The organism is Vibrio sp. HM8-C (assembly GCF_058630515.1).
In genome coordinates this window covers 1-21938 of record NZ_JBMMKS010000011.1, presented here as the reverse complement: position 1 = coordinate 21938, position 21938 = coordinate 1, and the positions used below count along the sequence as shown (strand labels likewise).

20 protein-coding genes and 1 tRNA gene are annotated in these 21938 nt (G+C 43.0%); 16 read left to right on the top strand and 5 right to left on the bottom strand.

Annotation, left to right across the window (positions count from 1 at the left end):
- Positions 1–60 precede the first annotated feature (60 nt).
- The 7 genes from rpsU (at position 61) to ACOSVQ_RS13255 (ending at position 7328) form a co-directional block, all read left to right on the top strand.
- Complete coding sequence (gene rpsU / locus ACOSVQ_RS13285; protein WP_001145625.1) at positions 61–276, top strand: 30S ribosomal protein S21; 216 nt, start codon at positions 61–63, stop codon at positions 274–276.
- Positions 277–304: 28 nt separating this feature from the next.
- Positions 305–748 (top strand): GatB/YqeY domain-containing protein, encoded by a 444-nt coding sequence (locus tag ACOSVQ_RS13280; protein WP_491983024.1) that lies wholly within the window; start codon positions 305–307, stop codon positions 746–748.
- Between the two features lie 107 nt (positions 749–855).
- Entirely contained in the window at positions 856–2601 is a 1746-nt protein-coding gene (gene dnaG, locus ACOSVQ_RS13275) for a DNA primase (RefSeq protein ID WP_491983023.1), read from the top strand.
- 97 nt (positions 2602–2698) lie between these two features.
- Positions 2699–4570 (top strand): RNA polymerase sigma factor RpoD, encoded by a 1872-nt coding sequence (rpoD, locus tag ACOSVQ_RS13270; RefSeq protein ID WP_491983022.1) that lies wholly within the window; start codon positions 2699–2701, stop codon positions 4568–4570.
- Positions 4571–4726: 156 nt separating this feature from the next.
- Positions 4727–4802, top strand: a tRNA-Ile gene (locus ACOSVQ_RS13265).
- A gap of 628 nt (positions 4803–5430) precedes the next feature.
- A complete protein-coding gene (locus tag ACOSVQ_RS13260; protein ID WP_491983021.1) occupies positions 5431–6891 on the top strand; it encodes a methyl-accepting chemotaxis protein in 1461 nt (486 codons plus the stop codon).
- Positions 6888–7328 (top strand): hypothetical protein, encoded by a 441-nt coding sequence (locus tag ACOSVQ_RS13255; RefSeq protein WP_491983020.1) that lies wholly within the window; start codon positions 6888–6890, stop codon positions 7326–7328. Before ACOSVQ_RS13260 ends, ACOSVQ_RS13255 begins: the two co-directional genes overlap by 4 nt.
- Here ACOSVQ_RS13255 and ACOSVQ_RS13250 read toward each other — a convergent pair.
- A complete protein-coding gene (locus tag ACOSVQ_RS13250) occupies positions 7325–8158 on the bottom strand; it encodes a helix-turn-helix domain-containing protein (RefSeq protein ID WP_491983019.1) in 834 nt (277 codons plus the stop codon). The genes ACOSVQ_RS13255 and ACOSVQ_RS13250 overlap by 4 nt on opposite strands.
- Positions 8159–8397: 239 nt before the next feature.
- Here ACOSVQ_RS13250 and rhaM point away from each other — a divergent pair, with 239 nt between their 5' ends.
- The 3 genes from rhaM (at position 8398) to ACOSVQ_RS13235 (ending at position 12080) form a co-directional block, all read left to right on the top strand.
- A complete protein-coding gene (rhaM, locus tag ACOSVQ_RS13245) occupies positions 8398–8721 on the top strand; it encodes an L-rhamnose mutarotase (RefSeq protein ID WP_491983018.1) in 324 nt (107 codons plus the stop codon).
- Between the two features lie 247 nt (positions 8722–8968).
- A complete protein-coding gene (locus ACOSVQ_RS13240) occupies positions 8969–10111 on the top strand; it encodes an iron-containing alcohol dehydrogenase (RefSeq protein WP_491983017.1) in 1143 nt (380 codons plus the stop codon).
- Between the two features lie 205 nt (positions 10112–10316).
- Complete coding sequence (locus tag ACOSVQ_RS13235; protein ID WP_491983016.1) at positions 10317–12080, top strand: bifunctional lysophospholipid acyltransferase family protein/GNAT family N-acetyltransferase; 1764 nt, start codon at positions 10317–10319, stop codon at positions 12078–12080.
- A 103-nt stretch (positions 12081–12183) separates the two neighbouring features.
- On the opposite strand, the gene ACOSVQ_RS13230 is transcribed toward ACOSVQ_RS13235, so the two are convergent.
- From ACOSVQ_RS13230 to hutW, 4 genes are all read right to left on the bottom strand, one after another.
- The gene (locus ACOSVQ_RS13230) at positions 12184–14280 is read right to left on the bottom strand and encodes a TonB-dependent hemoglobin/transferrin/lactoferrin family receptor (protein ID WP_491983015.1); all 2097 of its coding nucleotides are present in this window, start codon (positions 14278–14280) and stop codon (positions 12184–12186) included.
- 219 nt (positions 14281–14499) lie between these two features.
- Positions 14500–15075 (bottom strand): heme utilization protein HutZ, encoded by a 576-nt coding sequence (gene hutZ / locus ACOSVQ_RS13225; protein ID WP_102942965.1) that lies wholly within the window; start codon positions 15073–15075, stop codon positions 14500–14502.
- Positions 15072–15593: a heme utilization cystosolic carrier protein HutX gene (hutX, locus tag ACOSVQ_RS13220; protein ID WP_102942964.1), complete on the bottom strand. Its 522-nt coding sequence runs from the start codon at positions 15591–15593 to the stop codon at positions 15072–15074. Before hutX ends, hutZ begins: the two co-directional genes overlap by 4 nt.
- Positions 15594–15620: 27 nt before the next feature.
- Positions 15621–16967, bottom strand: a complete 1347-nt coding sequence (gene hutW / locus ACOSVQ_RS13215; protein ID WP_491983014.1) for a heme anaerobic degradation radical SAM methyltransferase ChuW/HutW — start codon at positions 16965–16967, stop codon at positions 15621–15623.
- Positions 16968–17182: 215 nt separating this feature from the next.
- On the opposite strand from hutW, the gene ACOSVQ_RS13210 reads away from it, so the two are divergent.
- The 6 genes from ACOSVQ_RS13210 to ACOSVQ_RS13185 are packed head-to-tail and all read left to right on the top strand — an operon-like array spanning position 17183 to position 21887.
- Positions 17183–17968: an energy transducer TonB gene (locus ACOSVQ_RS13210; RefSeq protein ID WP_491983013.1), complete on the top strand. Its 786-nt coding sequence runs from the start codon at positions 17183–17185 to the stop codon at positions 17966–17968.
- 8 nt (positions 17969–17976) lie between these two features.
- Positions 17977–18660 (top strand): MotA/TolQ/ExbB proton channel family protein, encoded by a 684-nt coding sequence (locus ACOSVQ_RS13205; protein ID WP_491983012.1) that lies wholly within the window; start codon positions 17977–17979, stop codon positions 18658–18660.
- Positions 18660–19079: an ExbD/TolR family protein gene (locus tag ACOSVQ_RS13200; RefSeq protein ID WP_491983011.1), complete on the top strand. Its 420-nt coding sequence runs from the start codon at positions 18660–18662 to the stop codon at positions 19077–19079. Before ACOSVQ_RS13205 ends, ACOSVQ_RS13200 begins: the two co-directional genes overlap by 1 nt.
- Entirely contained in the window at positions 19079–19948 is an 870-nt protein-coding gene (locus tag ACOSVQ_RS13195) for a heme/hemin ABC transporter substrate-binding protein (protein WP_491983010.1), read from the top strand. The genes ACOSVQ_RS13200 and ACOSVQ_RS13195 overlap by 1 nt, the downstream gene beginning before the upstream one ends.
- Positions 19949–20007: 59 nt before the next feature.
- On the top strand, positions 20008–21048 hold the full coding sequence (locus ACOSVQ_RS13190; protein WP_491983009.1) for a FecCD family ABC transporter permease: 1041 nt from the start codon (positions 20008–20010) through the stop codon (positions 21046–21048).
- Positions 21048–21887, top strand: a complete 840-nt coding sequence (locus ACOSVQ_RS13185) for a heme ABC transporter ATP-binding protein (protein WP_491983008.1) — start codon at positions 21048–21050, stop codon at positions 21885–21887. Before ACOSVQ_RS13190 ends, ACOSVQ_RS13185 begins: the two co-directional genes overlap by 1 nt.
- Positions 21888–21938: the final 51 nt, after the last annotated feature.

Genomic DNA, 21938 nt, shown 5'->3' with positions numbered 1-21938 from the left:
TCTTATTGTTTTGGTCACTGATTGTCAGCATTAACGAATAACCCCTGAGGTGAAAGGCATATGCCAGTAGTTAAAGTACGTGAAAACGAACCGTTCGACGTTGCACTACGTCGTTTCAAACGCTCTTGCGAAAAAGCAGGTATCCTTTCTGAAGTGCGTCGTCGTGAGCACTACGAAAAACCAACTACAGTTCGCAAACGCGCTAAAGCAGCAGCTCAAAAGCGTCACGCTAAGAAGCTTGCTCGCGAAAACGCTCGTCGCGTTCGCCTGTACTAATAGCTTTTTCCTAATTAAGGAATGAGTTATGGCTCTTATTGATAATCTCAGAGAAGAGCAAAAATTAGCGATGAAAGCCAAGGACAAAGCGCGCCTTGGCACTATTCGTTTAGCCCTTTCAGCTATTAAACAACGTGAAGTCGACGAGAAGATTACTCTGACCGATGACGACATCGTTGCTGTACTGACCAAAATGGTTAAACAACGTCGCGACTCTGTATCGCAATACGAAGCAGCAAATCGTTTAGATTTAGCTGAGGTGGAGCAAGCAGAAATCACCATCCTTGAGGAATTTATGCCTCAACCACTGGGCGAAGATGAAGTGGCAGCATTGATTGACAATGCAATCGCAGAATCATCTCCAGCGGGCATGCAAGACATGGGTAAAGTGATGGCTATCTTGAAACCACAAATTCAAGGGCGTGCAGATATGGGTAAAGTCAGCGGTTTAGTTCGCGCTAAACTGGCTTAATCCAGAACTCTATTGCAGCAAGCCGTGCTATTCTTTGAATGCACGGCTTGTTTGTATCTAAGGTCTATAGACCTTAACTATTCGTTTTTATCTCTTTTTTAGGTTTTATGGCAGGACAAATCCCTCGTAGCTTCATCGATGACCTCCTAGCTCGACTTGATATTGTCGATGTTATCGACGCACGTGTGAAACTTAAAAAAAAGGGCAAAAACTACGGTGCATGTTGCCCATTCCATAACGAAAAGACCCCATCGTTTAGCGTAAGCCAAGAAAAGCAGTTCTATCACTGCTTCGGGTGTGGTGTGCACGGCAACGCCATCGACTTCATGATGGAATATGAGCGTCTTGAGTTTCCAGAAGCGATTGAAGAACTCGCCTCTTCTCTTGGTTTAGAAGTACCACGTGAAGAACGGCCGAATAATGGTTTTAAAGGAAACACACCAAAAGTCAGCAGCGACGAAAAACGAAGCCTCTATGATTTGATGGGCAGTATTGCTCAGTTTTATCGCCAACAGCTTAAAGTTCCTGCTAACCGACATGCCATCGAATACTTAAAAAATCGCGGTTTATCCGGCGAGATTGTCCAAAAATTTGGTATCGGTTATGTGGCTGATGAATGGGATTTAGTTCGTAAGAATTTTGGTCAACAGAAACAGGCACAAGAGATGCTGGTTTCTGGCGGCATGCTCATTGAGAACGACAGCGGTAAACGCTACGACCGTTTTCGTGGCCGAGTCATGTTCCCAATTCGGGATCGTAGAGGAAGAGTGATTGGATTTGGTGGCCGCGTTATTGGTGACGGCACTCCGAAATATCTCAACTCTCCAGAAACGCCTATTTTCCACAAAGGTAAAGAACTGTACGGACTGTTTGAAGTTTTACAGGCTTACCGTGAACCACCACAGATCCTAGTGGTCGAAGGTTATATGGACGTGGTGGCTCTGGCGCAATATGGCATCGATTATTCCGTTGCGTCTCTGGGTACATCAACCACAGGTGATCACCTGCAATTGTTGTTCAGACAGACCAATACGGTTGTTTGTTGCTATGACGGTGACCGAGCGGGTCGAGAAGCCGCATGGCGTGCTTTAGAAAATGCACTTAGCTATCTGAAAAGTGGCAATATTTTAAAATTCCTTTTCCTTCCAGATGGTGAAGACCCAGACAGTTTTGTACGTAAAAATGGGAAAGAAGCATTTGAAGAGATGGTTCGCAATGCAGAGCCATTATCAAAATATCTGTTTTCTAATTTGCTTACCCAAGTTGATGTGGGTAATAACGAAGGCAAAGCCGCATTAGAAGCACTTGCTCTTCCTTTAATCAATAAAGTTCCTGATGAGTCTATGCAAAATCAGTTACTTAAGATTTTAGGGCAAACAACTGGAATTTATAAAAAGCCATCACTACCGACGGATTCTAAAACTAGACCTCAGCCGCATAAAGAAATAAAGCGAACACCGATGAGAGATGTCATCGCTTTGCTTCTTCAGAATCCGAGCTATGCTGATATGGTGCCAGACCTTTCTACTACTCAGGGTTTGGATATTCCAGGGTTGAAATTGTTGACAGAAGTGCTTGAAAAATGCAGACAACAACCCCATATAAAAACTGGTCAATTGTTAGAGCATTGGCGAAACACAAAAAACGAGGCGCTAATGTCTCGACTAGCAAGTTGGGATATTCCGCTTGTAGAAGATAATCAAAACGAACTATTTTTTGACTCATTGGACAAAATTATTGCCCAGTGCGTAGAGAAACAAATTGAAAATCTGCTGGCTAAATCAAGAAGTATCGGTTTATCAAGCGACGAAAAAAGGGAGCTTCAAGATCTCATGAGAGATTTGAAAGCGTAACCCTGTTTGAATAGTCAGCAACAATTTAATTTGTTATTATCCGTGGTTTGCATTTCGCATACTATTCCTTCACCAGATACGAAGTTGGATACCGTCTATGGATCAAAATCCGCAGTCACAGCTTAAGCAACTTGTCATTCGCGGCAAGGAGCAGGGCTATCTGACCTACGCCGAAGTAAATGACCACCTACCAGCAGAAATCGTAGATTCTGAGCAGGTAGAAGATATTATTCAGATGATCAACGACATGGGTATTAAGGTTGTAGAAACCGCCCCTGACGCTGATGATCTAGCTCTTAATGATGATGAAACCATCACCGACGAAGATGCAGCTGAAGCTGCTGCTGCTGCGCTATCAAGCGTAGAAAGCGAGATTGGTCGAACGACTGACCCTGTTCGTATGTATATGCGCGAAATGGGTACAGTAGAACTACTAACTCGTGAAGGTGAAATCGATATCGCGAAGCGTATCGAAGATGGTATTAACCAAGTACAAAGTGCTGTCGCTGAATACCCTGGAACTATTCCATACATTCTTGAGCAATTCGATAAAGTTCAAGCTGAAGAACTTCGCCTAACAGATATTATTAGTGGTTTCGTAAACCCAGATGATATGGAAAGCGAAGCACCTACAGCAACACACATCGGTTCAGAGTTAACAGGTTCAGACCTTGATGACGAAGATGATACTGATGACGATGACGACGACGAAGATGAAGACGGCGACGACGATAGCAGCAGCGATGAAGAAGAAGTTGGTATCGATCCTGAACTTGCTTTAGAGAAGTTCACTGAATTACGTAATCAGTACCAAAATCTTCAACTAGCGATCAACGAACACGGCGATACAAGCAGTAAAGCTCAAGAAGCAACTGAAATGGTATTAACGGTATTCCGCGAATTCCGTCTAACGCCAAAACAGTTTGACCATCTTGTAAATACGCTACGCAATTCAATGGATCGCGTACGTACACAAGAACGTTTGATCATGCGTGCTGTTGTTGAAAAAGCGAAGATGCCGAAGAAATCATTCATTTCGGTATTTACTGGCAATGAATCTGATGAATCTTGGTTTGAACAAATCCTTGCATCAGACAAGCCATACGCAGCGAAGATCCGTGAAGATGAAGAAGATATTCGTCGTTCAATTCAAAAACTGCGTATTATCGAACAAGAGACATCTTTAACAGTAAACCGCATTAAAGATATCAGCCGTCGTATGTCTATCGGTGAAGCGAAAGCTCGTCGTGCGAAGAAAGAGATGGTTGAAGCGAACTTACGTCTGGTTATTTCTATTGCTAAGAAATACACAAACCGTGGTCTACAGTTCTTGGATCTAATCCAAGAAGGTAACATCGGTCTTATGAAAGCAGTAGACAAGTTTGAATACCGTCGTGGTTACAAGTTCTCAACTTATGCAACTTGGTGGATCCGTCAGGCAATTACTCGTTCAATTGCTGACCAAGCACGTACAATCCGTATCCCAGTACATATGATTGAAACGATCAACAAATTGAACCGTATCTCTCGCCAAATGCTACAAGAAATGGGCCGTGAGCCTCTGCCAGAAGAGTTGGCAGAACGTATGCAAATGCCTGAAGATAAGATTCGTAAAGTACTGAAAATTGCTAAAGAGCCAATCTCTATGGAGACACCAATCGGTGACGACGAAGATTCGCATCTAGGTGATTTCATCGAGGATACAACGCTAGAACTTCCACTAGACTCTGCAACAGCAACTAGCTTGCGTGCAGCAACTCGTGACGTTCTAGGCGGTCTGACTCCTCGTGAAGCAAAAGTACTTCGTATGCGTTTCGGTATCGATATGAATACTGACCACACTTTGGAAGAAGTTGGTAAGCAGTTCGACGTTACTCGTGAACGTATCCGTCAGATCGAAGCAAAAGCGCTACGTAAACTTCGTCACCCAAGCCGCTCAGAAACTCTGCGCAGCTTCCTAGACGAATAACTTAGTAGCTAGCTTTGATAAAGCATTGAATAAAAGGTGAGCGACAGCTCGCCTTTTTTATTATCTGCAGTTCTAAGTGGATAAAAACTAAGCGCTATTACCCTACTTTGCGTCTAGACACACCCCACCCCTTCCCCTATAATCATTGACCTAATCGGCCCCTTAGCTCAGTGGTTAGAGCAGTCGACTCATAATCGATTGGTCCCCAGTTCAAGTCTGGGAGGGGCCACCAAATTGTAAAAGCCTGATGAGGAAACTTGTCAGGCTTTTTTCATTTTATCTTCGGTCACTCTATCAACTCGCCATAAAGCGATACAAATAAAATTATTGTACAAATATTGATTTCATAATCTCAGAAGTGATGTAAACTTATCGTACGACTCAGTTGAGATAGCTAGGGAAAAGTGACCGTTAAGAAGTCACGTCATAGGTTAATTGTCTCTCAACACGATATTAATGAGGCGCTTATGTTTCTTTTCAGCCAACAAACTCTTTCAATGCAGACTCATGCTAATAGTCAGTATGTAAACACGAAAAATAAATCATCTACTGACATACCGTTCACTCCTCAATTGTTAAAAAACACGAGTACATAAAATACATACTTATGCATTTTTAACTTTGCGCAATGTAGGCTTTTAGACTGTCAATAACATCAGAAAAAAGCCACATAAATTGCAGCTTGAATATAAGTTTATTTGTTAATTACCCACTGAATGGTTTTTATACATTTTTTCCACACAAACGTTTTTATATTGAGTAAAAGTGGAGAAATACGCATTTAAATCAAAGTGTAAAAAGCTCATAAACACTACATTCAGGACAACAATAATCCTAATAACGAACATAGAAGTACTGTTATGCAATTTGACCGAGAACTTTCTTTTTCAGAGAAGACATATGTCATCAGCATTCCGATGACACTACTCTCCTTTATCTATTTTGCTCGCTACGGTTACGCGACGGCAGATATGCTGGTCACTCTCACACTGGCAGCGCTTTCATTTTTGCTCAACAAACGCACTTTCAAGGTCGCACTGCCCTACGTGCTATATGGTTTTGTGGCACTACATATTCATCAAGCCTACGGCGACATCATGTTGCACTTCGAAGTGTTCATTATGTTGGCGTTATTGATGCTGTATAACGACTGGCTGATGGTGCTGCATGGCTTGGTAGCTGCCGCTTTACACCATATCTTCTTTTTCTGGATGCAGTCATCCGGAATGCCAATCTTCATTTTCCCGCCCAACAGCGGATTCAGCATTGTTATTGAGCACTGCTTGTATGCCATTTTCCAAGCCAGTGTCTCTATTTATGCTTGTTTGGTCTTAGACAAGAGCATGAAGAGAATGAACTATGTGAATGACATGGTGGCGAACATCGTCCAAAAAGATAAATTGCATTTGAATGTTGAGCTCAAGTCTAACGACGAATTTTTTGTTCGTTTTAATCAGATCATCATGCAGTTGCAAAACACAGCTCAAGTCCAAAACCAAGCGATTTCAAAACTCAAAATGGTTTCAGACAACCTTATTGAAAACGTTGAATCGGTTGATAACGAGATCTCCCACAACGCATCGAATACAGAAATGGTTGCGGGTGCAATAGGTGAATTGGGCTCTTCTTTTAATAGCGTTTCGGACTCAACACGTGCCTGTAATGAAGGTACTCAGCAAGCAAACCAGCTCAGCAGACATGCTCTAGAGCAGTCGGCACGATGCCAAGATAACCTTGCTAAGCTCAAACAAGCGGTTTCGAGTACTCGAAGCAACGTAGAAAACGTTGTGAGCGACACGCAAAATATTCACAAGATTCTGCAAGCCATTACAGGCATTTCAGAACAAACCAACTTACTTGCTCTTAACGCTTCAATTGAAGCTGCTCGAGCAGGAGAAGCTGGGCGTGGTTTTGCAGTAGTAGCCGACGAAGTTCGCCAGTTAGCGAACCGAACCAGCACCAGTGTTGAAGAGATTACTCGCTCTCTGTCTGTATTGGATAGAAACATCAAACTGTCTACCGACAATATTAGCAACATGGCGGGTTACTCTGACGACGTATCTGGTGCGGTAGATACGATTATTAAAGTAACCGAGCAGATTTCTAGCAATATCAGCCAAGTAAGCACCCAGATGGACTACGTAGCTTCGGCGATCCATCAACAAGGATCTGCGCTTGATCAGATCAACCAGAATATGGCGGGTGTAAAAGAATCCACTCAGATCATGGAAGAGAAATCGGAAAGCCAAAAAGTGTCGATAAAAGACTTGTCTGCTTCTATGAATCAGCTATCTGAACTGACCCAGCGATTTGTACTGTGAAAGATTGGCTTTTCAAGTTTGTCTTAGTGATTGGCATTTTTGCAGCAGGCTATATTGTTCCTAGCCTGCTCAACTTCGATAAGAAAATGCAGTTCACTCAAACGGAGGAAAACTATGAGCGAGTCGGGTGCAAACTGGTAGATGGTCAATGTTCAGTACAGGGCTATAAACTGGAGTTGGTCAAAGGTTCTTTTTCCACCATGGAACAAACCACTTTCAAGCTGACCAAAAATGACTATGACATACCATCTGACGTATTGGTCACGTCTGACGATAAGATTTTTGGCACTATCATCAGCCAAAGAATGGAGAACGACCCCACTCAGCATAAAGTGCTTATTCCTTACTGCGGTAACCCTATTATGCAGATCATCATCGATAGCAGCACACAAAAAGGACTGGTTATCGACAATCTAGCTAAACGCGGTGATACCTAGCGTATCGCTGCTCTTTCCTTTCTAAGTCTTGCATCTCTTGGAGTAACGTTGAACACCTGCTTAAATTTGGTCGAGAAATAGTTGCTATCGTGATACCCAACCTCAAACGCAATATCGGTGATCGATTCTTCGCTGTAGAGTAGACGTGACAAAGCCTTGCTTGCTCGTATGTAGTGGAGATATTGGTTATAACTCATCCCTGTCAGATGCTTAATGCTCTTAGTCAATTGCCTAGAAGACAAGTGAGCAATTTCAGCCACAGGCTCTAATTCTGTTAGTTCTGAGTAATGGTCATTGATATGTGAAAGGGCAAAAATGACTCTGTCTTCATGATTCATCAAATCCGATTTTTGTATTTTCCCTCTCCACAACTCAACAATTAATTGCTGAAACAGAGACTGAGCAATAATGCGCGAATCATCAGAATCGGTATGAGATTCAATATCCAGCTGCTCTATCAGTTTATTGGCTCTTTCCGCTGCATTCTCGTTAATAAACCAGCCGTTTTCGTCACTCGTTTCCATCGGTATGTAGTTTTTTAAGCAAGAACAAACCGTTAATTTATCTCGATCAAACAGAACGTTACTGAGGTAAAGATCATCCACACTATCGAACAGATGGCGATCCTCCTTCTTCACAAAGCAGACGTAATTTTTGCTGAGATTCATAGGAATATCGTTCATCACATGAATGCCATTACCACCAGAGACAATAATGATTTCTTCGAACGAATGCGCATGCTCAGGAAAGGGTTCCTGTGGGCTTCGAATCTCGGTCGTAACCGGACTTTTTGAATCCATGAAAAACTCATGCGCTTTGAGGTAAATCATTCTAGCACTCCTGTTAGAACGGACTGTTTATTAAATACACAGTTGAGCAAAGACTCTGCGTTAAACAGCACACTTTGAAAATGCTAGAACGATATATTGTTAAAAATGTGAAACCGATGTAATTCACCTTGATAAAGTTACCAAACTGATGCGAACAAGTGTGAATTAACCAAGGTTTGTATTAATTGAGTCTCTTATTCTGATCTTTCAAATTATCCACTTCATGATAGGAGCCACTGGTGAGTGAATTAATACGCAAAGGCTTTGTGATGCAGCTAAACCCAGGATGCAAAGAAGAATACAGAAAGAGACATGATGAAATTTGGCCAGAACTCGTCGATGTTCTAAAAACTCACGGTGGCAGCAACTATTCCATCTTCTTACACGAACAAACCCACCAGCTTTTCGGCTATGTGGAAATTGAAAATGAAGAACAATGGCAGCAAGTAGCACAAACCGAAGCCTGTCAAAAATGGTGGGCATTCATGCAAGACATCATGGAAACTAACCCTGATAATTCGCCGCAATCTATTGAATTAGAATCTGTTTTCTACTTGCCATAACAGCTTATGCGCTAGGATAAAGCCTCATATTTCAGTGAGGCTTTATTTTTGCCTGAGAGGTCTAAATACGCATTCCTAGGCACGATAAACAAGATGTGAAAATTTGAGCTTGGGCATTACTTTCTTGGCAAATTCGCATCATTAATTAGTCAATCAGCAGAAATTTGAAGTTAATACTCAAAAAAAAGCGCTCTAATAACCTTAATCTAATAATGGTTTTATCAAAATTAAGTTTAAGGACATAACTATGAGTGTATTCAAACTTGCGTTCCCCAAAATCAATTTGTCTGGCGTTGGCTCAATTGAAGCTCTTGTTGAGCGACTTGTAGAAGAACACGGACAAGAAAAAGGTCTGTTAATTTGTGACCCAACATTAGTTGAGTTGGGCTTTGCAGACAAACTGATGGACACCAAACTAAACTTGGCTCTATTTAGCGAAGTGCGTCCGAACCCAGACACCAACACCGTCAATAGTGCATTTGATATGTACAGTACGGAAGGAGCTAAATACGTTATCGGTTTTGGTGGTGGTAGCTCTATTGATACTGCAAAAGCGATTAAAATCCTTTCAGCAAACCCTGGACCTATTGCGGCGTATAATGGCGTAGAAAAAGTAAAAGTGCTTGGCGCGCCACTTTATGCGATAAACACTACAGCAGGTACGGCAGCAGAAGTTACCAGTAACGCCGTTATTACTGATACAGCCACTCACGTCAAACACGTCATCATCTCTGACAAAATCATCCCTGATATTTCAGTCAATGATGCAAGCGTAATGCTTGGTATTCCAGCATCAGTCACTGCCGCTACAGGTATCGATGCGCTAACTCACGCAGTTGAATCTTACGTTTCTGTCGGTGCTCATCAGCTTACTGATTACATTTCTCTAGAGTCAATTAAGCTTATCGCTCAAAACTTGCCTCAAGCTGTCGATAACGGCTCTGATGTTCACGCTCGTGAAATGATGGCTTACGGCCAGTTTGTAGCAGGTCTGTCTTTCAATAGCGCAGGCTTAGGTATGGTTCACGCAATGGCTCACCCAGCAGGCGCACACAAAGACTTACCTCATGGCGTGTGTAACGCGATTCTACTTCCTATCGTGAGTGAATTTAACCGCCCATACCGTGTTGAGAAATTTGCCAAAGTTGCAGCGGCTTTGGGTGTGGATACGTCATCAATGAGCGTTGAAGAGGCGAGTGTTGCCGCTATTGATGCGTTAAATGCACTAAACCGCCGTGTAGGGATTCCATCAGGTTTTGGCGAGTTAGGCGTTACTAAAGAAGATACCCTAACTTGGGTTGATGATGCGATGGCAGACCCATGTGCAGGTGGTAACCCGCACCCAATGTCTCGTGAACAAGTGATCGAGCTATACGCTAAATCACTATAATCATCACGACTGTTGAAACTCCAAGCCTGAGCATCTAGCTCGGGCTTGTGTTTTATCAATGCCGTTTAACCGAAATGCCTCATTTATAGAAATCTCCATTCATCATTTTGCAAAAAATCCGCCATCAAAGACTCACATAATTGCAGTGTAGATGAAATATTCCCCTTCTAGCATGAGCTCATAATACAAGGATTGTGAGGTTAACATGCTGTCTAAGAGCCCTTTTAAACTGCCACGAAAAACGCCATTTGGTTTAGGTGAAAACCTAGCGGAATGGGCAACGGGTTTAAGTCAACTTGATAAATTCTACGCGCAACGCCCTGCAGGGTGCGACACTCGCCAATTTCTTCGCTTTACGCTCGAAATTTTAGGCATTGATTACCAACTGATTAAAGGCTCTCTCAACAATGTGCCAGTTATGGGGCCAACAGTTGTGGTTGCCAATCACCCACTAGGCTGTGTTGAAGGCGTGATATTGGCAGAGATGCTACTCACGATTCGTTCTGATGTGCAAATACTGGCAAACCAATACTTAAAAACTGTTCCTGAACTGGATTCCCTCTTTATCGGCGTTGATGTTTTTGAGACAGATAAATCACGGAAAGCAAACCTTCAAGCGATGCGTCAGGCTCATAAACATTTAGAGCAAGGCGGCTTGTTACTCATGTTCCCTGCTGGCGAAGTTTCCCAATTGGTAGACAGCAAACAACATCGTTTGGAAGATAAAGAGTGGAGTCAATCGGTCAGCCGCTTGATCAAAAAACATAAAGCGGCAGCAGTACCCGTTTATATCGAAGGTCACAACTCGACTCGTTTTTATATGGCGGGGAAAATACATCCGCTGCTCCGCACCGTAATGCTCGGCCGCGAATTACTGAATAAAAAACAAACCTGTATCGACATCTCTATTAGCGACGCAATTCACTACAAAGAGATGCAACATCTTTGCGATCAACAACTGGTCAATTACTTGCGCTTGAACACCTATCTGCTTGGTGCAAAAAAAACACTTTCGCGAGATAAAACTAACCTAGATGACACTTCACAAGCTATTGCGGACAGATTACCGCTCACTGAACTGCTTGAAGATCTTGAAGCGCTTCCTTCATCATCGCATCTGCTCAGTCTAAATGAGTTTGATGTTTACTGTACTCATTCCGAGAATATCCCTTCTTTAATGCATGAGATTGGACGCTTACGTGAGAAGAACTTTCGCCAAGTCGGTGAAGGGACAGGTATGGCTTTAGATGTCGACGACTTTGACCGAGAGTATTTACATCTTTTCATTTGGGACAGAGAGCGCGATGAAATGGTTGGCGCTTATCGCCTAGGCTTAGTAGACAAAATTGTGGCAACCCAAGGTATTCAAGGCCTTTACTCAAGTACATTGTTTAACTACGACCCACGTTTTCTAGAAAATATGGGTAACGCCATAGAGCTAGGGCGCTCAGTCATTGATGAGTACTACCAGAAAAGCATGGCTCCATTGCTTCTGCTATGGAAAGGGATTGGCGCATTTATTCATAGAAACCCTCAATACACTCACCTGTTTGGCCCCGTCAGTATTAGCAACGATTACAGCGAACAAGCCAGACGTTTGCTAGCAGACACCATGACACTGCACTTCTACGACAACGAGCAAGCAAACTTTGTCGCAGCTTCCAACCCATTACCTATGATGCAAGCACAATGGAATGCCAGTTTGTTAACTTCCTTAGCCGACTTGCAACTGCTCTCGCGAGTGATTGCTCGTATTGATGAAGGCAAAGGTATTCCAGTGCTATTACGTCAGTATTTAGGATTGAATGGAAAATTGGTCAGCTTCAACGTTGACCCTGCCTTCAACGATGCCCTAGATGGTTTGATCGTAGTGGACTTACATGATGTGCCGATGAAAACCCTAGGTCGCTATATGGGTGTGAAAGAAGCAGAGGAATATTTGGCTATCTCTAACACTATTACGCGATAAAAAACTGTTACCTAATAAAACTATTGCCTAATAGAAAATCCCCGAGATTTAAACTCGGGGATTTGTCTTTATCCATCATCTACACAACGAATAGTACTAACATTTAGAATTCATACTTAGCAGTAAGCGAGAAATTACGTTTAGCTTGTGTAAGATCTTTGTCTTCTGCTGATAAACCGCGCACATCATTCCAGTTGTAGTACTCTTCGTCAGTGATGTTGAAGATACCTGCTCTTAGCGTTAGGTCGTTGATTGGTTTGTAGTAAGCAGTAACATCAACCACTGTTGCTGCATCGATCGGTAAGAAGTCACCATCAATATCACTCTGTTTCTTCTTCGCTGTGTAAGTCAGATTAATCGTTGTACCCCATTGATTAACTGAATCATAGCTAACACCAACAACCGTATTCCATGGGTTAACCTCGTTTAGCGGATTACCGTCACCGTCTTCACCTTCAGTATAAGCAGCGGCAACGCGTGAACTAAAGCCCTCAACAGGCATGAATGCATCCCATGATAGTTGGTTGGCAAACTCAACACCTTTGATGGTCGCTTTATTGATGTTAATAGCCTGAGACACCGCATCCATAGTGGCATAACTTCCAGAGACAATTTGAGTATCGATGAAGTTGTCGTAATCGCTGTAGAAGACAGAAATCTCATTGCTCATTGAACCGGAGTTAAAACGCCAACCAGCTTCGTAAGAAATGCTCTCTTCCGCTTTTAAATCAGGGTTAGGTTTGCTCACGTAACCATACATAGGATTACCATACGAGTAGTACAACTCTTGGAAATCTGGAGCTCTGAAACCTTGGCTAATTTGTGCGAATAGGCGGTGTTGCTCATTTAGCTTATAAACCGTCCCCAAACGAGCAGTAACTGCCGAGTCAGAATAGGTTTTGTACTCGCTCGCATCATTTAAACTTGGGTTCTCACTTGTATCACCCGGTTTAGTTTTGAATGAATCAAAACGGAGCCCTGGCGTTATGATGAAATCATTCCAAGAAATTTCATCTTGAACAAACATCCCATAGCGGGTTTCTGCTGCATCAGGAATGTAGAAAATCACCTGATTACTACCAACAGAGTTGAACTCTTGGTTAGTATTAGCTATATCTTTATCAGAGAAAGAAGCCCCGTAAACTAGGTTATGTTCCAAGCTTCCAGTCATGAAAAATTTGTCAAATTGGGTATCAAACTGAATACCTTCATCGGAATAAAGATAATCTTTCTTCTGAACGTTACCATTTGACACTCGAGTACGGTCAGTAACCCCCGTTTCCTCCTTACTCATCCAATCAAGCTGCCAAGTAATTCGATCTGCAAGCATCGTTTTAGTATCCCAGATATGCTTAATACCTAGTTGATACTGTTCCGTTTCATCACTGCCAGATGCGTCTGTATAAGGCACCATTCCCGTACTATAGTCGAGAGTTGGCAAATTGTTTTTATTGCGGATGTAGTTACCCGAAAACTCCACTCGATGAGCAGGGTTCAGTTGATATTGCAGTTTAACCAATAAATTATTTGCACTACTGTCTTGTTCATTTGGCTCACCGAAGTTATTCACTTCTTCACCATCACGACGTGTATAAGCAACCAAAGATTCTAGATCACCCACTTTATTAGCTAACGCAATAGACTCACTGAAGGTTTTATCAGCAGAAGAGTAGTTAAGTTTTGCATAGCCACCGAAGTTTCGTCCTTTCAGAATATCGGCAGGATCTTTGGTTTCAAATGCCACAATACCGCCAATGGCATCAGAACCTTGCAGAGAGGATGACGCTCCTTTAACAATCTCAACCGCTTTGATCATATCAGTGTCGACATCAACGCGAGACGAGTTGACAAACTCAGCACCAGAATCAAATTGGTTCGGTTGAGCAACCCCATCCACGATAACTTTGATACGGTTTCCTTCAATACCGCGAATATTGATGCTTTGAACACCTTGGCGGGAGTTGGTTTGTAGAGTAACCCCCGGTGTGTATTTGAATAGATCTTCGATATCTTCAACCATATTGGTTTCGATAGTTTCATCGTCAATCACGGCTACTGATGCCGCGGTATCAATAGTCTGTGTATTTAGACGAGTTGCCGACACAACAACTTCATCAAATGAGTAGGTAGTTTCTTCAGCGACTGCTGGCGCTGATAGCAACGCGCCAATAACTATGGCAAGCGGAGTTTGCTTAATCATTATCATGTCCATGTTTAAATGTTTAAATGTTTAAGTGGGCTCAATGGTTTTACCTCAAATTTGAAGTGCAAGAATCTAAGCGGCATTCGCATGCGAGCCGCTTTGAAGCATCAAATCGATGAGGATATTGTTATTAGTTGAGCTGATTCTTAGGTTAAATTTTTACTTAATCAGCATTTATTAAACACTGGTTATTAAACGCTTGTTATTAAGTAGTGGTTATTGCTCCATACGCTCTTTTTCAGCTTTAACGTGCCCTTCTGTTAAATGAACAAAATCGAGCATGTCATCACCGGAAATGACAAACGCTTGTCCGAATCCTTTGACGTAACGTCCTGACTCAGGCACTAAGCGATAAAGATTGAAGTCACCAAGCTGGCTTAAATTATCGATAATTTCACCAAATCGCGCTTTTAGCGCGGCAACGCCTTGGCTCCAATCTTGTGTTTGTTTTTCAACGAGTTCTGCACGTGTATCGAAAGTCAGTCGTTTACGTGCATAAATGTTCTTACATTCGCTTTCATCCTCGATCATTAAAATCGAAACATTACGGTTCGTTTTTAAATTTTGCCCATGAGCGGCGATGTCACTTACGAGGATGTAATAAGCTTTGCTATCAAAAGCGAATGGAGCGTATGTGGCGTTTGGAATGCCAGCAGCGTTGATCGTTGCTAACTGCAACGTTTTACGGGAATCTCGGAATTCACGAACTTCAGGCTCTAATCGGCCTTGTAGTCGTTCGCGACGAACTTCTTCTCGTTGAGCATTTTCTTGTGGCTGACTTTCTATATTCACGCGGCAAACTCCTTTTTCATTTGCATAAACGCTTCTACCTGCTGTGGGAAAAGCTGACGTTTCTTATCTCGGCCTACGTATACTTTAAAAACACAATCACCATTCGCATTGAAGAAACCGATATAGTGACTTTCCATAGCTCGAAATGGCTTGCTAACAAAAGCAATGTGTTCCACTAAATCTAAGCGTAGATGACCATGCAGTTCGCCGTCTCTCCCCATCAGGTTATAGTAGCCGTGTGCTTCTTTGCCCTTAGGAAAATTGGCTTTCGTTTCAAAAATAGAGCCGAAAGAGTGAACTATCGTAGTTACTGGTCCCCACTCTGGTAGTTGTTCTAAAACGGTTTGTGCATGTTTGCCATCGATACGAGTCATCATTTCGTCTGGCAAAGCTAATGTAATAGCACCTTCAGATAAGCCTAGTTGCTCAGACATTGTTGAGACAGGTGTTGCTGAATCTTCCGCTAACGCCGCTGTCACTTTTTGTTGTACTTCTGTCTCTGAACAAGTGGTGTACATAGTTACTCCTATTATTTTTGTTTTTATTCAAGCGCTTTTAAGCATCGCTTGAGTTTGATTCTGAATCACTTGAATCGCATTCGTCGCTAAAGTCACAGACCAAAATTGTCCTGCCAGAGTCAGTTCAACAGCGAAAGGCGTGATATTCACTAATCCTCTTTTTTGCCAAGCTGTAAATAAAGGCATAAGTGCATCAAACCACTCACCTAACTCATGTTTGAGTAATACTCCACGGTCAAAAGACGCTTTGAGATCACTGTGAATGCTTTCACTAGATGTTGATTGAAACGCCATGGCACTTGGAAACTCATCCGCTTCTATTGCTTTAATGTAAGCATCCAAATCACGATGCTGCATAGTGCTAATACCATTAAAGTTACCACCCGCTCCCGCACCAATAGGCAATACCTGAGCATTAGTTTTCGCTAAGCTATTGTAAATGCTGCGCTCACGATTACCCGAAGCCCAGTGATTAACACTTAAACGTCGCTGGTGATGCTTTGCCATGAATGACACACCCATTTCATACATAGTAGCTTTAGTTGCAGTGTCAGCAGGGTTAGGCAATTTGCCTTGTTCCACCAGACGCGCCATCGGCAAATTTTGCAACTCAAGCAACTGATAGAGATCGACACCATCAACACCCGATTCAATGTAGGCTTCCAAATCTTTCTGCCAAACGTCTAGCGTCTGATGAGGCAATCCATATAAAAGATCGATCACTATCGGAGCTGCGTTATAACGCACTAGTTTTTGCAAAGTGTTCATCACCACTTCGCCATCATCTAGACGCTTGGCACTACGGCGAACTTTGCTATCAAAACTCTGCACACCAAAAGAAAAACGATTGAATCCACCTTCTAGTGCCGCTTCAAACTTCGATTCATTAAAACGATTTACACGACCTTCAAGCGTGATTTCGCAATCAGGTGTTAAAGGAAAATACTGACGAATCAACTCGCCTAACTGTTTCAACTGTGCTGCGTTGAGGTCAGTTGGCGTACCGCCACCCACATAGACTGCTTGAAATGGATAACTTTGTGTCCACTTTAATGCTGACTTTCTCTTTATTTCCGTCACTAACGCTTGGAAATAATCTGCAATCAGTTTTTCGCTCGAAGCGTATTGGAAAAAGTTGCAATAAGTGCAACGAACACGACAAAACGGAATATGAATGTATAAGCAACGTCCGCTCGCTTCGCCAGAGAGACTCAACGCTTCTGATAAAACCGATTGAGTTAGCGTAGGATTTATAGGCTTCATCGCTCCACCTGCGTGAGCACCACGCTTGGCAGCAAATGCAAAACGCAAAGGATCTGGCGTGTCCTTACCAACAATCAATTCATCCGTACTGTCAAAAATCACCGGCTTCATAAATAACTCATGCCTTAAGTTAGAAAATAACGCTGCCGAGCTTTCATCTATGACCTTCAAATCAGCAACAAATTATTAGCTTATAAAATTGTAATTAGGATTTTGTTCGATATAATACCGATCGCAAATGATAATGCAAATGATATTCGATCTCATTATTATTTGTAAGAATGTGTAACAAAATGACTAAAAAACAGACTGATTAGTGGACAAAAATGACAAGGCTTCGTTATCTCATCGCTGGCTTAATCGCATGCCTAATACATGGTATTGCGCTGTCGTATACCCCACAAAAAAACACCATCAATGTATCAACCGAGGATGGCGCTCAGTCACTTCAAATTCAGCTTATGACCATCTCGGCAAGTAAACCGGTAGAACCCGTCATCGAGAAAAAGGTTGCTAAAGAACTTAAAGCTGAAGCTAAACCACTTGAGCAGAAACCTGTTCAACAAGAATCCATACCTGTAGAGAAAAAGAGTAAAACCGTAGCTCCGGATAAAGAGCCACTAAAAAAGGTTCAGCCTAAAAAAGAGCTTTCCAAGACAAAACCAAAGGCGCCAATCGCTGAACAGAATACAGAAATAGAACCACAAAAAACGATCGCCAAGATCGAAGAGCCAGCTGTAGCCAAAACAGAAAAAAAGAAAGTAGAAACAAGTAAAACTGAACAACAAGAGACAGCGCCAGCAGCCAAAGTGAGTGCGCAAGACAGTAAGCCGATGCTAGTAAAAAAACCTAAGTTCAGCGCAAAACCAACGCCAGTGAGCTACCCAAGAATCGCAAGAAAACAAGGATTAGAAGGCAAAGTGCTTATCGAGGTTTGGCTAGATGAACAAGGCAATCAAATCAAGCAACTATTGCTTGAATCGAGTGGGCACAACGTACTAGACGAGCGAGCACTTAGCACAATCAAAGAATGGCGTTTTTCACATCAAGTTGAGCAAGGGCAAGCCATTGCTCATCGCGTACAAATTCCGATTAATTTCCAATTACAGTAGTCGCTATCATGCAAACATTAACCAATATACATAGTCAGCTCGGCATCATGACATGGCCACTCATCATCATGTCATTCCTTACTATCGCTATCTTGATCGAGCGTACTATCTACATGCTGCTTAACAGCCGAACACATACAACAGCGATACTTAGAAGCATCCATAAACTGGATTTTTCTCGCCCTCAGGAAGTGGATGCCTTCATCCAAAACGAACTAAAAGGGCGACAACTGATTTTCCAATCCATGCGCATGCTGCTAGGACATAGACACTTCACAAAACCACTTAGAGAAGAAGCGGTAGGTATCTGGCTATTTAAAAAACGTCAGCAGTTTCGTTCAGGTATTCGATTGCTGTCGATGATAGGTGTCATCAGCCCGTTGATTGGATTACTTGGTACCGTACTGGGATTAATGGAAATGTTTAGTGGAATGACAGATGCCACTGCCGTTATTTCACCAGCAACGTTAGCGGATGGTTTAGGTCTCGCTATGACCACCACGGCCGCAGGTTTGATCATCGCGTTACCTGCAATTACAGGTGCACAACTTCTAGGCATGTGGGTTGAAAAGACGCTTGCCAAGATTGAGTACACCCTGAATCACAGCAATCTGCATATTGAGGGGATTGTGGTTGATCCTTTCTCTGGCACTCAAAGCGCATATACCGTTACCACTGACGAGGTGCTTTAATGATCCAGTCACACTCTCGTTATAGCGAAGACGAATTTAAGCCAGATCTCACGCCGATGATAGACATCATCTTTATTGTGATGGTGTTTCTTCTGCTTACTGCGAATGTCAGTGTTCAAACACTGAATGTCGACATTCCAAAAACGGAAGAAGCCAGTCAGCTTTCCTCGCCATATAAACCCGTTATTTCAATCGGTATCTTGCATAATGAAGAGGAAAAGTGGGCATTAGATGGCGTGAAATATAGTGATTGGAAGGCTTTCACTACAGAACTACTGAAAACTCGCAGCACCTACCCAGATAAACCTTTTGTGATTGCCGCAGATAAAAAAGCCGATGTGGAATCCATGCTCAACCTCTTTGCATTCATGCAAAAACACCAAATTTCCGCCACTAATATCGTTATGGAAGAACAATAATGAAAAAACTCGCTTTGGCATTCAGTCTATTTTTATCGATTCCTTTTTTATCAATGGAATCGGCTTACGCTCAACAAGAAACACAGGTAAATAATCGCATCATTAGTGCAGGTTCAAGCATTACCGAGCTACTGATTGCGCTAGGCGCGAAAGACCAGCTTATCGCCGTGGATGTAACAAGCCGAAAGTACAACGCTGACGAAGCCTTGCCGCAAGTAGGGTATCACCGCCAGTTATCTGCTGAAGGCTTAATGGCTCTTTCACCGACTCATTTAATTGGCTCACATGAAATGGGACCTGAGAATACTTTAACGCTACTAAAAAGTGGCGGCATAAAAGTTGAGACAGTGCCTTCTGGAGATACAGAAGAAGACCTGTTTGGCCGTATCGATAAAATCGCACAAATCACAGGAAAGCAAGAGAAAGCGAAAGAGCTTAAAGCATCGATTGATGAGCAGTTGAACGCAATGAAAGCTCGTAAACTCGCACATCCACCAAAAGTGCTGTTTGCTATGCTGACCAAAGGCAGACCAGCCACTATCGCTGGAGATAAAACCACTATCGATGTGATCATTAACCTTGCTGGCGGTCAAAATCCGGCAAAATCAGAAATGAGCTCATACAAACCACTATCACCAGAAGCCATCGTACAAATGCAACCTGATGTCTTATTGGTCAGTGCTCGCGCTTGGGAAGCATTAGGTGGGCATGAAGGCATTCTGAAAGAATTCCCTCTTCTGGCTGCTACACCTGTTGCGGGCAAAGACCGCATTATTCCCGTTAGCAGTAGCGCCATCATTGGCGGCTTTGGACTTGAAAGTTTAGAACTGACTGACGAGTTATATAAAGCCTTCCAAAAGATCGACTAAGCATTTTCACAGTAACAACCAGAATCCTATCCACCAAAAGAATAGGTAAAAATTTAACGATGACAGATTCAAGAATGGTTTCGGCTAAAACTCTGTGCATAGTGGCGGCGATTGCGCTTTACTGCGCGACGGTTGCTTCCATAAGTATGGGTGCGATGAACATCAGTTTATCTGACAGCTTGAAATCCCTTTTACCACTTGGCAGCCATGATCTTCCCGCGCATGTCACTATGATTGTTCAACAAGTACGTTTACCTCGTACTTTGTTGGCCATTGCTGTTGGAGGGATTCTAGCGATTAGTGGTGCTGTAATGCAGGGGCTATTTCGCAACCCGCTCGCTGATCCGGGCATTATTGGTGTCTCTTCAGGCGCTGCATTAGGTGCTGCGTTAGCAATCGTAGTGTTTGGCGATCTTGCTCACTACTATCCAAACTTACTACTATTTGGCACTGTCCCTATGTTCGCCTGTATCGGCGGTGCTTTTACGACATTTGCAGTGTATCGCCTTGGTACAAGCAGCAACGGAACTTCCGTCACTATGATGCTACTTTCCGGTGTCGCTATTTCAGCACTGGCAGGCGCGGCATTGGGTTTGCTTAACTATTATGCCGATGACCAAGCTCTGCGAGACCTGTCTCTCTGGACTATGGGATCATTGGCGGGCGCCAATCAAAAAGGTCTATGGCTCGCTTTTGCTACGCTTATCATTTTGTTTATCGCCTACTATCGTGATGCCGATAAGCTCAACGCCATGTTATTAGGTGAAGCGGAAGCGCGTCATATGGGCATTAACGTTCAGGCTTTAAAGCGCCGTTTGATTGTTTTGGCAGCTTTTGGTGTAGGAGTCACCGTCGCATTGAGCGGTATGATTGGCTTTATCGGACTTATCGTTCCTCATTTAGCCCGTATGATCATTGGCCCAAACTATCGTTCACTATTGCCAGTAACCCTCTTTCTCGGCGCACTGTTATTACTGATTTCCGATATGCTAGCTCGAACGGTGGTCGCGCCTTTAGATATGCCCGTTGGTATTGTCACCGCATTGCTTGGCGCACCTTTCTTTGTTTGGCTTTTGATTAAGCAAAAGGGGCGAATCTGATGCTGTCTCTCTTATCTTCGAAATTTAACTCATCAAACACGGCGCAAGAATCGATTGAATACTCCGGTATTAAAACGGTCGAAATACGCCATTTGTCCGTGACTCTTGGTGATAAAACCGTACTGGATAACATCGACCTTACACTGAATCGCGGCGAGTTTACGGTTCTGCTTGGCCCTAATGGCACGGGTAAAAGTACCTTGCTAAAAGCACTAACCGGAGAAATCAGCACAAAAGGCGAGTTCGCACTTTTTGGTCAAGAGCGAGATTCATGGTCATCACCCTTGCTAGCAAAACACTTGGGTGTACTGCCGCAAAGCAGTTCTCTGTCGTTTAACTTTATGGCTAAAGAAGTGATTGAGTTGGGTGGTATTGGGTTAACGATGTCTAACCGACAACTTGAAGATGTGGTAGCAAAACACATGCGTGAAACGGATGTTGAGCACCTGCGTTTTCGCTCATACCCTACTCTCTCCGGCGGCGAGAAACAGCGAGTGCATCTCGCTCGTGTGCTCACCCAACTAGAGCAAAGTGAACACAACAAAATTTTGCTACTGGATGAACCCACTTCTGCGTTGGATATTCACCACCAGCACACAACATTAGCCTTGGCACGCAAACTAGCAAATGAAGGCGCTACGGTTGTTGCTGTACTGCACGATCTTAATTTGGCGGCTCAATACGCTGACAGGATCGTTATTCTAAACCAAGGCAAAACTGCCGCAGACGATATTCCAGCGAAAGCTCTTAAACCTGAAATCATAGAAGCGGTTTATCAGCATAAAGTCGATATCATTGCGCATCCGACATATGGTCACCCTGTTGTCATCGCTTGTTAATTCGATTCGATGTTAGCAGGGTTCTAAAAGCAAAAACCTCCTTGCGGGAGG